11 protein-coding genes are annotated in these 11,935 nt (G+C 45.1%); 6 read left to right on the top strand and 5 right to left on the bottom strand.

Annotated elements, in window-relative coordinates; all coding sequences use genetic code 11:
* Nucleotides 1-18: 18 nt before the first annotated feature.
* Nucleotides 19-1,353, bottom strand: coding sequence for a dihydroorotase (locus IX91_RS22635; protein WP_004747347.1), 1,335 nt, complete (start codon nucleotides 1,351-1,353; stop codon nucleotides 19-21).
* Nucleotides 1,354-1,687: 334 nt separating this feature from the next.
* Between IX91_RS22635 and IX91_RS22630 the strand changes: the two genes are divergently transcribed.
* Both IX91_RS22630 and IX91_RS22625 read left to right on the top strand, forming a co-directional pair.
* Complete coding sequence (locus IX91_RS22630; RefSeq protein WP_004747348.1) at nucleotides 1,688-2,146, top strand: carboxymuconolactone decarboxylase family protein; 459 nt, start codon at nucleotides 1,688-1,690, stop codon at nucleotides 2,144-2,146.
* A 30-nt stretch (nucleotides 2,147-2,176) separates the two neighbouring features.
* On the top strand, nucleotides 2,177-2,905 hold the full coding sequence (locus tag IX91_RS22625) for an AraC family transcriptional regulator (RefSeq protein WP_004747349.1): 729 nt from the start codon (nucleotides 2,177-2,179) through the stop codon (nucleotides 2,903-2,905).
* Here the strand turns inward: IX91_RS22625 and IX91_RS22620 are convergent.
* Nucleotides 2,898-3,815 (bottom strand): LysR family transcriptional regulator, encoded by a 918-nt coding sequence (locus IX91_RS22620; RefSeq protein ID WP_004747350.1) that lies wholly within the window; start codon nucleotides 3,813-3,815, stop codon nucleotides 2,898-2,900. The two genes, IX91_RS22625 and IX91_RS22620, sit on opposite strands and share 8 nt — an antisense overlap.
* Before the next feature lie 115 nt (nucleotides 3,816-3,930).
* Here IX91_RS22620 and IX91_RS22615 point away from each other — a divergent pair, with 115 nt between their 5' ends.
* The 4 genes from IX91_RS22615 (at nucleotide 3,931) to IX91_RS22600 (ending at nucleotide 8,664) form a co-directional block, all read left to right on the top strand.
* On the top strand, nucleotides 3,931-4,599 hold the full coding sequence (locus IX91_RS22615) for an SDR family oxidoreductase (protein WP_004747351.1): 669 nt from the start codon (nucleotides 3,931-3,933) through the stop codon (nucleotides 4,597-4,599).
* 82 nt (nucleotides 4,600-4,681) lie between these two features.
* Complete coding sequence (locus tag IX91_RS22610; RefSeq protein WP_004747353.1) at nucleotides 4,682-5,860, top strand: MFS transporter; 1,179 nt, start codon at nucleotides 4,682-4,684, stop codon at nucleotides 5,858-5,860.
* A gap of 69 nt (nucleotides 5,861-5,929) precedes the next feature.
* The gene (locus tag IX91_RS22605; RefSeq protein ID WP_004747355.1) at nucleotides 5,930-7,033 is read left to right on the top strand and encodes an alkene reductase; all 1,104 of its coding nucleotides are present in this window, start codon (nucleotides 5,930-5,932) and stop codon (nucleotides 7,031-7,033) included.
* Nucleotides 7,034-7,236: 203 nt separating this feature from the next.
* A complete protein-coding gene (locus IX91_RS22600; RefSeq protein ID WP_004747357.1) occupies nucleotides 7,237-8,664 on the top strand; it encodes an NAD-dependent succinate-semialdehyde dehydrogenase in 1,428 nt (475 codons plus the stop codon).
* A gap of 68 nt (nucleotides 8,665-8,732) precedes the next feature.
* Here IX91_RS22600 and IX91_RS22595 read toward each other — a convergent pair whose 3' ends face one another.
* The 3 genes from IX91_RS22595 to IX91_RS22585 form a co-directional block, all read right to left on the bottom strand.
* On the bottom strand, nucleotides 8,733-10,394 hold the full coding sequence (locus tag IX91_RS22595) for a methyl-accepting chemotaxis protein (protein ID WP_004743009.1): 1,662 nt from the start codon (nucleotides 10,392-10,394) through the stop codon (nucleotides 8,733-8,735).
* A 199-nt stretch (nucleotides 10,395-10,593) separates the two neighbouring features.
* Nucleotides 10,594-10,980 (bottom strand): thiol-disulfide oxidoreductase DCC family protein, encoded by a 387-nt coding sequence (locus IX91_RS22590; RefSeq protein WP_004743010.1) that lies wholly within the window; start codon nucleotides 10,978-10,980, stop codon nucleotides 10,594-10,596.
* A gap of 37 nt (nucleotides 10,981-11,017) precedes the next feature.
* Nucleotides 11,018-11,791 (bottom strand): DUF4344 domain-containing metallopeptidase, encoded by a 774-nt coding sequence (locus tag IX91_RS22585; RefSeq protein WP_004743011.1) that lies wholly within the window; start codon nucleotides 11,789-11,791, stop codon nucleotides 11,018-11,020.
* Nucleotides 11,792-11,935: the final 144 nt, after the last annotated feature.

The following is an 11,935-nucleotide window of genomic DNA, read 5'->3' as shown; positions in this document are numbered from 1 at the left end:
ACTTAGAGTGATTAGGGGTTATCGATTGAATGACAAGCGCATTGCTGGCCTCGATGAATCAATCACTTGCTGATTTGTATAGATCAAGTTGCCATTGACCCAGGTACTTTGGATTTGGCTAGAAAAGGTATGACCGGAAAACGGCGACCAACCGCAGTGGTATAAACTATTTTCGTTGCTCACTCTTGTCGTTGATTGAGGATCGACCAGAACTAAGTCAGCAAAATAGCCTTCACGGATAAATCCGCGTTCCTTGATTGCGTAACGAATGGCAGGGTTATGCGCAGTCTTTTCAACAACCTGTGCCATGGTCAGGTGCCCCGATTTGACCTGATCAAACAGGGTCAGTAGCGCATGTTGCACTAAAGGCAAACCCGCAGGGGCTTGCTCATAGGCGACCTGTTTTTCTTGCCATGTATGAGGGGCGTGATCGGTGGCAATAATATCAATTTGGCCTGTTTTCAGCGCGTTGAGCAGCGCGTCTCTGTCACTAGGAAACTTGATTGCCGGGTTACATTTGATCTGGTTACCTAAGGTTGCATAATCTTGGTTACTAAACCACAAATGATGGACACAGGCTTCCGCGGTAATCTTTTTGTTTGCGATTGGGCCTGATTCAAGCAGAGCGAGTTCCTTTTCCGTCGTAATGTGCAAAACATGCAATTGGCTTCCATGCTTTTTCGCTAGCTCAACCGCGTAAGAGGAAGAGGCGAAACAGGCTTCGTCGTCTCTGAGAAGAGGATGATCTTCAATGGTGAGTTCCGATTTGTGTTGCAAAAGACGTTGTTTGTTTTGTGCGATAACCGGACCACTCTCACAGTGGGTAACAATCAGAACGGGAGAGTCACGGAAGATAGCATCGAGTGCATGCGGTGCCTCAACCAAAAGATCACCAGTAGAAGCCCCCATAAACACTTTAACGCCGCAGTGTCTCTGAGGCTCAAGGCGCTTAATCTCCTCTAGATTGTCCTCTGTCGCACCGAGATAGAAGGAGTAGTTAGCCAATGAGCTAGTCGAGGCAATATCAAATTTACGTTCGAGAGCTTCAACAGTTGTGGTTGCAGGGTTAACGTTAGGCATTTCCATATAACTAGTGATGCCGCCAGCGACTGCTGCTCGGGACTCAGATGCGATAGAGCCTTTATGTGTCAGCCCTGGTTCTCTGAAGTGAACCTGATCATCAATCATTCCGGGAATAAGGTATTTGCCATTGGCCTCTACGATGGTGTCAGTCGACTGGGCGGAAATATTCCGTTCAACTCTTTCTATTCTTTGGCCGACAATGCGTAAATCGGCTTCGATAACAGTGCCTTCATTGACGATTTGGGCATTTTTAATGAGCGTGGCAGACATAGTCTTTGAAGTCTCCTTGTTTTAAAACTAAGTGGGAATGAGTTGTAGGGATTGGCTTGAGAGGTGATTGCTTTAATCGTCGGATTCCTTTTTCGCGCAGTCATCGCACACACAACTGATTTCAAGTTACAGCTTTGCTCAACGTGCTTAATGGTCTTTTCGATATCTTGCATTCAATCCAGTGAACTTTGCTTGTTTTGGATATGTTATATCATAACATTTTAAATTGCCATGACTGAGCACGGCTAGGAAGACTGGATGGGTGTCGAAAATCTTCAATCATAGAGTAAGGGAAAGCAATAATCTGAGCGTATCTATTAAAGGAGATAATACTATGACTCAAAGATTAGACTATTTTAATGCTGCGCCAGAAGGGATTCAGATTCTACTAGGTCAAGAAAACTATTTAAGAGCGCAGTTTGAGCAGCGACCAACGCTCTCATTGGCTCTATGGGAGTTGGTTAAATTAAGAGTGTCTCAGCTTAATCAGTGCGCTTTTTGTGTCGATATGCATAGTAAAGAGGCGTTGAGTAGTGGAGAGTCTGAGCATCGCTTGATTGGATTAACTGCATGGCGAGAGATGCCTATATATAGCGACGATGAGAAAGTTGCGCTACATTGGGCTGAAATGGTCAGTAGTAATAAAGCGATATCTGATGACGATTTTGCGTCGACATTAGCAGTCTTTGGTGAGCAAGGCCTAGTGGTTTTAACACTAGCGATTAATGCTATCAATAGCTGGAATCGCGTGGCTAAAACATTCAAGCCAGAAGTAGGCAGCCTGTCAAAGTAACAGTCTGGCTAAGGAGAATTTAACAACGAAATGGATTTTCGGATTTTTAAACCGTGTGGCAAGTTATCCGACCATATTCAAGCGATATGGTCGATAAACGTCACGGGTGGGCAGGGTGGCGTTGTGAAGAAACCATTGTATTGTGATGGCGGATCGGGATTGACCTTGCTGTTGAGAGGTGAAGTTTGCCTATCAAATACACCGATAAGTGATCCAATTATTGTTCAAAAATACAATCACAGAACTCAAATTATTGAGCTTTCTCATGGCGCCCTGCTATGTGGAATTCGTTTTCAGCCAGGGATGATGTTACCGTCATTAATTAACAATGATACGCAGATTATGTCTGTACTTATGGCACTTCATGAGCAAATGTCCGAGCAAAATCAAAGTAGAAATCTCACGACACTTTACCGATGGTGTGAACAGCAAATACTTCCTTTGGACGCGGATTTTGCTAAGCGAGCGATGCTAATCAAGTTAGCGACACAAGGGAAAATTGGAGAGCAGTTTCCATACAATCAAAGGCAAGTCGAGCGCAGGTTTCGCCAGTGGCTCGGAATGAGCCCCAAATATTTTCAAAGGTTGCGTAGAGTCCATTCCAGCTTGAGTAAACTGAGAGAAAACCCAGATGTCTCGCTTGTAGATTTCGCATTTGAACATGGTTTCTCGGATCAAGCGCATATGACCAGAGAGTTTAAGGCTTTTTTGTTAACCACCCCAGGTGAGCTAAGTCGTCGCCTTAAGACAACTAGCTAGAAGGCTGAAATTTCTCAATCAAAAAATCAATAAACAGTCGGATTCGTTTTGGTTGGTACTGCCTACTTAGGTAGATAACATTTAAGTCTGCGCCAGCCGAAGAGGTTGAGGCATTGAAGTTCTTCATATAGCCGTTCAACAGCGTCACTAAACGTTGCTGTTTGATGTCTTCTTGCACATCAAGAATCGATTTCAGCGCAATACCTGCTCCATCAAGTGCCCACTGACGAATGACTTCACCATCATCAGAAAAGCGTTTTGGTACTACAGTAATCGCATTATGTTTGTCTTCGTCTTGAAAGTGCCACGTTTTGAGCTCTTCATTACTTCGCACCATAGCTAAACAGTCGTGATGGGCTAAATCTTGTGGGGTAATTGGCGTCCCTTTCTTCGCTAAGTAGGTTGGAGAGGCACATAGTACTCGTCGACTTGGCGCTAGCTTGCGAGAAATAAGATTGCTATCTGCAAGTTCTCCGTAACGAATCACGATATCCAATCCAGACTCCGCCAAGTTAGACAAGTTATCGTTCAGGTAGAGGTAGGGAATCACTTCTGGATACAGCTCACTAAACTCAGATAACAGCGGTGAGATGTATTGTTTACCTATATCTCTGGGTGCTGAAATCTTTAATGTTCCTCGTACTTCTTTGATACCTGTTTGCAGCAGGTTTTCTGTTTCCTTGACGCTGTCGATGATTTCAAGGCAAGCCTGATGATACATAGCGCCCGAATCAGTCAATGAGATGTGCCGAGTACTTCGATTGAGCAGTTTAACGCCATAACGATCTTCTAATGCTTGCAGTCTTGCCGTCACCGTTGCTGGTGATAGGCCGAGCTCTCTCCCAGCGGCCGCTAGCCCCTGATTTTTGATAATGCTGACAAACAGTGTCATATCGGAAAACTTGTCCACCTTTCTCTCCTTATTATTCGGTAAAGCTGAATAATCAATTTAAATATTACTCAATTATCAAATTCAGTCCAATCAATATACTGACCCCATCGAAACAAGATTGGAGCAAGAAGTCATGAAAACAGACAAAACGGTATACGTTGTCCTCGGTGGAACATCAGGTATTGGTGCGGAGCTCGCTAAACAATTAGCCAGTGATAACAGCATCGTACATGTAGCCAGTCGAAAAACAGGACTAGATATTAGCGATGAGCAGGCGGTTTACCACTACTTCGAAACGATAGGCGCTTTTGACCATCTGATCGTCACTGCGGGATCTTATGCTCCGGCAGGCAAGGTAGTAGACGTTGAGGTTTCCCAAGCCAAGTACGCGTTTGATACTAAATTCTGGGGAGCAATAAATGCGGCAAAGCACGGTGCTCGTTATGTTAAGAAAGGCGGCTCTATCACCCTTACTTCTGGTATGTTGTCGCGCAAAGTCGTCGCCAATACCTATGTAAAAACCGCGATCAATGCAGCAATGGAAGCGACGGCAAAAGTACTAGCGAAAGAACTGGCTCCGATTCGGGTCAATGTTGTCAGCCCAGGATTAACGAAAACTGAGGCATATCAAGGCATGGCTGAAGCAGATAGAAATGCTATGTACGAAAGAACACAACAGAACCTGCCTGTTGGCAAGGTCGGAGACGCGAGCGATGTAGCGGCGGTTTACCAGTTTGCGATTCAAAACACCTACATGACAGGTGCCGTGCTTGATGTCGATGGCGGCGCGTTGCTGGGTTGATTCATTCCGCGAGTACTAGGTATCAGCCACTAAGAGTCGTTGGTGCCTATGTTCCATATTAGATTTAAATAGAGATATTCCAATGAATAAAGAAAAAATGCCGCTGCAGGTATGGATCTTAACACTTGCAGCTTTTGCTATCGGCACTGCCGAGTTTGTTATTGCTGGCATCCTGCCTCAGGTCGCACATTCGCTATCCATTTCTGAGGGGCAAGCTGGTTACCTGATTAGTGCATACGCGCTCGCAATTGTATTTGGTGGGCCATTGCTAACCATTTATCTCGCCAGATTCAACAAGAAAATGGTACTCGCAGGGCTTATGGTTCTGTTTATCGCGGGCAACGTGTTGTCAGCTTTTGCGCCGAATTATCTAACTCTGATGATTAGCCGGGTTATTACTGGTCTGGTCCAAGGTCCTTTCTATGGGATAGGTGCAGTCGTTGCGACGAATCTGGTTTCAGAGAAAATGGCAGGGCGAGCAGTTGGACAGATGTTTGCAGGCTTAACTTTGGCAAACGTGCTAGGTGTTCCTGGAGGGACTTGGATTGGCTTACAGTTCGGCTGGCACACCACATTCCTGACCGTGGCTGCATTTGGATTAGTCGCACTGTTCTTCATCACTTCTGTCATTAAGTCGACAGGTCACGGTGAAGCGAAGGATGTGAAGGCGCAGCTAGCTGCATTCAAAAATCCTATGCTCATTATTAGCTTAGCTATCACAGTGTTTGCTTGGTCTGGCTTTATGACTCTGTATGGTTACCTAGCTCCTATCGCGATGCACATCGCAGGGTTCGGTGAGAGCGCAGTGACTTGGATTCTGGTCATTGTCGGTGTGGGTTTGATTGTCGGTAACACCATGGGCGGTCGTTCGTCAGATAAGAACTTACAAAAAGCCTCAATGTTTTGGGCAGTAGCCATGATTGTATCCCTGCTGCTAGTGGGTGTGGCTGTCGAAAGTAAAGTATTGTTTGTTGCAACAGCCTTTGTGTTTGGTATCGCTTCGTTCGCCAATGTACCTGCAATGCAGCTTCGAGTAATGAATCACGGTGGTGAGGGCCAAGAACTGGCTGCAACAGCCAATATCTCTGCTTTCAACTTAGCTAATGCATTTGGCGGATTCTTAGGAGGGATGGTTCTTGATAGTCAATTGGGAGCAAGCATGATTCCTTATGCCGCCATCATTGTTCCACTGATCGGTTTGCTGTTTATTGCCAAAGCCAACCGTGGAGAGAATCCACAGTCCGTTAGTGTCACTAATTAATCCGACTAATCCCCTCAGTATTCGCAGCCAGAACAGTTGTCTGGCTGTCCCAATGATAAGGAGCTCATTATGAGTAAACTCTTTCAACCAGCCCAGCTTCAATCCTTTAACTTGAAAAATCGTGTTGTAATGGCACCAATGACTCGGGCGCGAACCAGTCAGCCAGGCAATATTCCTAATCAGATGATGGCGACTTACTATAAACAACGAGCCAGCGCTGGACTGATCATCTCTGAAGCGACTCAAATCTCAGATGACTCGCAAGGTTACTCATTCACCCCAGGGGTTTATACCGATGAGCAAGTCGCTGGTTGGAAGCAAATCACTCAAGGTGTTAAGCAGCAAGGCACTGCAATGTTTTGCCAGCTATGGCATGTTGGTCGAGTCTCACACCCTGTGTTTCAAAACGGTGAGTTGCCAATAGCACCTTCAGCATTAAAGCCAGTTGAAACACAAGTCTGGATTGCCGATGAGCAGGGCAATGGCAATATGGTGGAGTGTGTTGAGCCAAGAGCTATGACGCAAAAGGATATTGATCGCGTGGTTCAAGATTTTGCCAATGCGGCGAAGCGGGCTGTTGAAGCAGGCTTTGATGGTGTCGAAATTCATGGCGGCAATGGCTATCTTATCGACCAGTTCTTGCGAACCAACTCCAATCATCGTACAGACAACTATGGAGGTAGCAGAGAAAATCGCCTGCGTTTTTTATTCGATGTTGTCGATGCAGTTAGTGCTGCTATTGGCGCAAGTCGCGTTGGCGTGAGGCTTGCTCCCTTTATCACTTTTAAAGATATGAACTGCCCAGATATTGTGCCAACAATTTTGCAGGCGTCGAAACAGCTTCAAGAAAGAAACATTGCCTATTTACATTTATCGGAAGCGGATTGGGATGATGCCCCTGTGATACCAGAAAGTTTCCGCATTGAGCTACGCGAGTATTTCACCAATACCATTATCGTCGCGGGAAGTTATACCCTAGAACGCGCCAATGAAGTGCTTGAGAAAGGTTATGCCGATCTGGTCGCATTTGGGCGTCCGTTTGTCTCTAATCCGGATTTGGTTGAACGCTTAAAACACAGGCAGCCGCTAGCAGAGCTCGATGGTTCAACCCTATTTGGTGGAAATGAAGTTGGCTATACCGATTACCCCAACTTACCGGGAGCCAGTATTTAATAAATACAGCGTTGAATGCACAGAGACCTTCCGTAATAAAAACCGTGCACGAGTAAAAGATCTGCCCTATCAATATCTGATAGGGCTTTTTACGCAATTTATATTATCAAAAACAGTAAATGCTATTTACGTTTAGCTGACGTAAAAGCCAAGTGCAGTATGATAGATAGTAAGGACTACGCGCTTATCCATAAGGAATTACCATGCCGTTACTCACTAATCAGAGCCTTGTCTCATTCATGGCAGCAAATAATGACCAAGGTCTTGAGGTCACAAACCCTGCTACGGGTGAAAGTTTAGGCTTTGCACCTATATCCACTGAGCAAGATATAGTTGCCGGTATAGAGAGAGCACATAGCGCTCAAAAAGAGTGGGCGATGCTACCTGCTAAGGCTCGCTCGAATTTGCTGCAACAGTGGTTCCGATTGCTGTTAGATAACAAAGATGATTTAGCAAGATTAATGACTTTGGAGCAAGGTAAGCCTATTACTGAGGCCCAAGGTGAAGTGCTATATGGTGCGAGCTTCGTCGAATGGTTTGCAGAAGAAGCGAAACGTACTTACGGTGAGACGATTCCTGCGCCTAGTCAAGACAAGCGCCTAGTGACCATCAAGCAGCCAGTAGGTGTAGCTTGCGCAATTACACCTTGGAACTTTCCAATCGCAATGATCACACGTAAAGCTGCCCCTGCTTTAGCGGCAGGTTGCAGTTTTATTGTTAAGCCTTCAGAGCTAACACCTTTGTGTGCGTTTGCGGTGGTAGAGTTAGCATATCAAGCGGGAATTCCACGCGATGTGTTGCAAGTTGTGCTTGGTTCTGACCCTAAAGCAGTGGGAGCGATCTTTACCTCTCACCCTTTGATTCGTAAGCTCTCTTTTACTGGTTCAACTCAGGTCGGTAGTATTTTGATGCAGCAGAGTGCTCATGATGTTAAGCGCACTTCAATGGAGCTAGGAGGTAATGCGCCATTTATTGTCTTTGAAGATGCCGATATTGACGCTGCAGTCGCAGGGGCAATGGCATCTAAGTTTCGCAATGCAGGTCAAACTTGTGTGTGTGCGAACCGCTTCTATGTACATAACAATGTGTATGAGCAGTTTGTTGCTAAGTTTGATGCAGAGGTTCAAAAACTAACGGTAGGCAATGGTTTAGAGTCTGGAGTCACTATAGGCCCAGTCATCAGTGAAGCAGCAAAACAGAACATCCAAACCTTGATAGATGGGGCGATTGAACAAGGTGCGATCCCTGTGACTCCATTGCAGTCGTTAGATGGGCTGTTTATGCAGCCACTGGTGTTAAAAGGTGTCTCGCATAATATGGATATCGTGCATCAAGAAATCTTTGGGCCTGTCGCCCCGGTGATTTCTTTTGACAGTGACGAACAGTTGATAGAGATGGCTAACGATACTATCTATGGATTGGCTGCTTACTTCTACAGTCAGAACATTCACCGAGTCTGGAAAATAGCTGAAGCGTTGCAATATGGGATGGTGGGTATCAATGAAGGGATTATTTCGACAGAAGCCGCTCCGTTCGGTGGCGTTAAGCAATCAGGGATTGGTAGAGAAGGTGCCAAGCAGGGGATTGACGAGTATATGGATGTGAAATACCTCTGCTTTGGTGGCAATTAAAAGCGACTAATTGAGATACAAAAAACGCCCTAACCGTTTGGTTTAGGGCGTTTTTTTGTGGTTTGTTTTTAAACGGTAAAGCGGTCAACCAACTCGTAGAGTTCGTTCGCTCTATGGTTGAGCTCTTGGCTACCCGAACGGTTTTCATTCGCCAGTTCAGCCGATTGAGAGCTTTGATCTGAGATAACTACAATACGTTGTGAGATTTCTTGGCCAACTAAGCTCTGTTCCTCTGTCGCGGTTGCAATCAGCGAGTTCATATCCATGATAGTGCCGATAGATTCTTGGATTTGAATCAGCGCTTGAGCAGCGGCATTGGCTTCTTCCACTGTGCTAGCGCCACGTCTCTGACTTGATTCCATGGCTTTTACTGCGTCATCAGAGGCGGCTTTTAACTGCTCAATCATTTTATGGATTTCACCAGTACTGTCTTGTGTGCGACTTGCTAGCTTACGTACTTCATCAGCAACGACAGCAAAGCCTCGACCTTGTTCGCCTGCACGAGCTGCCTCAATCGCCGCGTTCAGTGCTAGCAGGTTAGTTTGCTCGGCAATATCTTGAATCACCTCAAGAGAAGACGAAATGTTTTGTACGTCACCCTCTAAGCGAGAAATTACTCCACTTGCTTGCGAGACTTCTTCCGCTAGTGCTTCAACAGACTGAGCTGCTGAGTTAACGATACCTTGCGCTTCTTTCGCATTATCGTCAGCCTCTTTAGCTGAATCGGCAGCTTGGCTAGCGTTGTTTGAGATTTCACCAGCGGTGGTTGTCATCTCTGTCATCGCGGTAGCAACTTGCTCTGTCTCTTCACGTTGCCCTGTTGCTAGTTCATCAACTTTTGCAGCGCGCAGCGACATGTTGTTGGTCTCGGAAACCACTTGTTGTCCCACATTACTCACGCTACTGATAATGGTTTGTAGGCTTGCAACGAAGGCATTAAAGTTCTTACTGAGCTGGGAGAATTCAGGCGCTTTGAAATCATCCATACGCGCGGTTAAATCTGCGTCACCACTTGCGAACGAGCTAATCGACTCATCAAACATTTCAAGTGGTTTCATGATGGTGCGGTTCACTGCAACAGCGAAGACAGCAACAATACCCGCAATCACCAAACAGAACACAATAATGGCTGAAAGTGTGGTTTGCAGTGCGCTGGTGGTCGCATTTTCCATTTCAGCGATAATCGCATCAATGTCATCGGTATAGAAACCTGTCCCTATCATCAGATCCCATTCAGGGATAAAGATCGAGTAGCTCAGCTTAGGTAGAGCGACCGTTTCTCCGGGCTTAGGGAAATAATAGGTGGTGAACTCGCCCGTTTTAGCGTTGCGAATAAGATCTTGAATCAGATAGTTGCCTTGCTTATCTTGCAGATTCCAGTAGCTTTCACCAATCCCTTTTTCGCTGCTACCTTGGACACGACGGATACCTTTAGAGTCGTAGCCAAACACATAACCTGTTTTTCCGTACTCAAGTGTTTTTAAAGTAGGGTAGGCTTCTTCTAAGCTTGCTCCTCGGTCGAGGAAAGGTTGAACGGCAGATTTTGCCATTTGTAGGTAGTTTCGAAGTTCCGCTTTTTTCATGTTCATCATGTTAGTGCGGGTAACTTCTATTTGCTGCTGATTTAGCTCAGTGGTTTTCATATAGGTAAAACTCAGCATACCTAATGCAATGACTAGCAGCGGGACCAGTGCCAAAATGTAGAGGCGGCTACGAATAGTAAGACTCATACAAACATCCTGTTTTAGTAATAATGGCTTCCCAACTCAGAGACAAAACGTTGTGTTTTATCATCTAAGACGAGAGCTTGGTTATTGGAATCATGCTTATAGACCAAAAGTTTATAAATATAAGGTTAGCCAATTTATCGGCAAATGGCTGTGATTCTTGAAGGGTTTATAGGTCTTATGAGTTAGACGTTAGTAGAATCTAGCGAAAACATTGACCGCTGTCGCACTTAGCCTTTCTGGTCAATAACTTAGATATTTGGTATCGATTGTTAGCGAATTTAATGTAAGCCCAGTCTGCAATGGGCCTAATCAATGGCCACCTTAGTGGAGCGTAAAGCCAGCCTTTTCCAACTAGCTTCCATGCGTAGTGAATGGCGTCGAGCCCTAAAAGTAGCGTGTCTTTATCGTCTACTGCGTGCAATATTTTTGCGGCTTTTTGTGCATCAATATCAGGATAGTCGTTGAACATCGGTGAGTGAGTATCGACGAGAAGCAGTTGACTATAAGTGTCGTATCCTTTGAGTTTGTTCATTTCTTCAACGCAAAGTGGGCAGTGACCGTCGTAGAAGAGAGTGAGTGTTGGCATATGGGCTCCTTTTTAGCTTTCTACGACGTTCTCTAACTTATTGATCAACCACTTCTACATTTAAGTAGTTGTGCCAATTTTGGGCGACGTTCTGGTATTGGAATACACAGAAGTCTTTACGATCAGTAAGGTAGTCATTTTCTACTTCATCGAGTAAGTTCTGATGTTTGTCTGGATTGCTGCCGTAAACTAAACAAAGCGTTGAAAAATAGCGTTGCAAGTCGAAGCTGTGTTCATCAATGTACTCGCCAAACTCGTAGTAATCGGGTTTATCTTCTGACTCAAAAGCAAACATATCCGCAGCGCTAATGGCAGCATCTTCGCCGTTCTCTACATACTCAATCATCATCACTGCGGCAAAATTGTCTACGGCGTCTTCTTCTTTGCCTAAAATAGGGATGTTCTGATCGGCAATATAGGCGTGCCCAGCTTCATGAAGCAAGGTGTGGAGCACGGTATCCATCGCCCCAAGTTCGGCAGACTTCCCGTACTTTTCGTCATATTTGTTCTTTTTGAAGTAGTCCAATGCCTCTTGATAAAAGTGATACGGCATCTGTACAACATGTTTTTCCGGATCGTACAGTGGCCCATCTTCGCTGCCATACTCTACGGTAAGTGTCTTGTTAAAGGGAAACAGTTCGTTTGAGAGATCAATGAGAGTTTGATTAACACCACTTTGCTCAATCTCTAATTTTAATTTAGCTTCCGCGTTATTGTCCGGCTGAAGGTAACGGATGATGATGTTATCTGCAGCGGAAAAAGCGTGAGTCGAGAAAGCGAGCATCGGCAGCAGCACTAGGCGCAAAAGCATAAACATTCCTTATTGTTTTTTTTACATCAATAAACTCACTTAATACTGACACAAATTCTAAGCTTTGGCTTATAGTTCACGCTCAAAGGAGTCTTAATATGAAAACTCAACCATTATTAAAGCAACCTAGAGTGCAAATGGCGT

The sequence above is a fragment of the Vibrio tubiashii ATCC 19109 genome (genome assembly GCF_000772105.1).
In the GTDB taxonomy this organism is placed as follows: domain Bacteria; phylum Pseudomonadota; class Gammaproteobacteria; order Enterobacterales; family Vibrionaceae; genus Vibrio; species Vibrio tubiashii.
The sequence above is the reverse complement of the archived record's forward strand: the minus strand, read 5'-3'. Positions and strand labels throughout refer to the sequence as shown.

What these genes read in the sequence shown, in the direction of transcription:
- IX91_RS22615 (WP_004747351.1), top strand. Translation starts at nt 3,931, where the DNA reads ATGAAAACAGACAAAACGGTATACGTTGTCCTCGGTGGAACATCAGGT.
- IX91_RS22635 (WP_004747347.1), bottom strand. Translation starts at nt 1,353, where the DNA reads ATGTCTGCCACGCTCATTAAAAATGCCCAAATCGTCAATGAAGGCACT.
- IX91_RS22600 (WP_004747357.1), top strand. Translation starts at nt 7,237, where the DNA reads ATGCCGTTACTCACTAATCAGAGCCTTGTCTCATTCATGGCAGCAAAT.
- IX91_RS22630 (WP_004747348.1), top strand. Translation starts at nt 1,688, where the DNA reads ATGACTCAAAGATTAGACTATTTTAATGCTGCGCCAGAAGGGATTCAG.
- IX91_RS22585 (WP_004743011.1), bottom strand. Translation starts at nt 11,791, where the DNA reads ATGCTTTTGCGCCTAGTGCTGCTGCCGATGCTCGCTTTCTCGACTCAC.
- IX91_RS22590 (WP_004743010.1), bottom strand. Translation starts at nt 10,980, where the DNA reads ATGCCAACACTCACTCTCTTCTACGACGGTCACTGCCCACTTTGCGTT.
- IX91_RS22595 (WP_004743009.1), bottom strand. Translation starts at nt 10,394, where the DNA reads ATGAGTCTTACTATTCGTAGCCGCCTCTACATTTTGGCACTGGTCCCG.
- IX91_RS22605 (WP_004747355.1), top strand. Translation starts at nt 5,930, where the DNA reads ATGAGTAAACTCTTTCAACCAGCCCAGCTTCAATCCTTTAACTTGAAA.
- IX91_RS22625 (WP_004747349.1), top strand. Translation starts at nt 2,177, where the DNA reads ATGGATTTTCGGATTTTTAAACCGTGTGGCAAGTTATCCGACCATATT.
- IX91_RS22610 (WP_004747353.1), top strand. Translation starts at nt 4,682, where the DNA reads ATGAATAAAGAAAAAATGCCGCTGCAGGTATGGATCTTAACACTTGCA.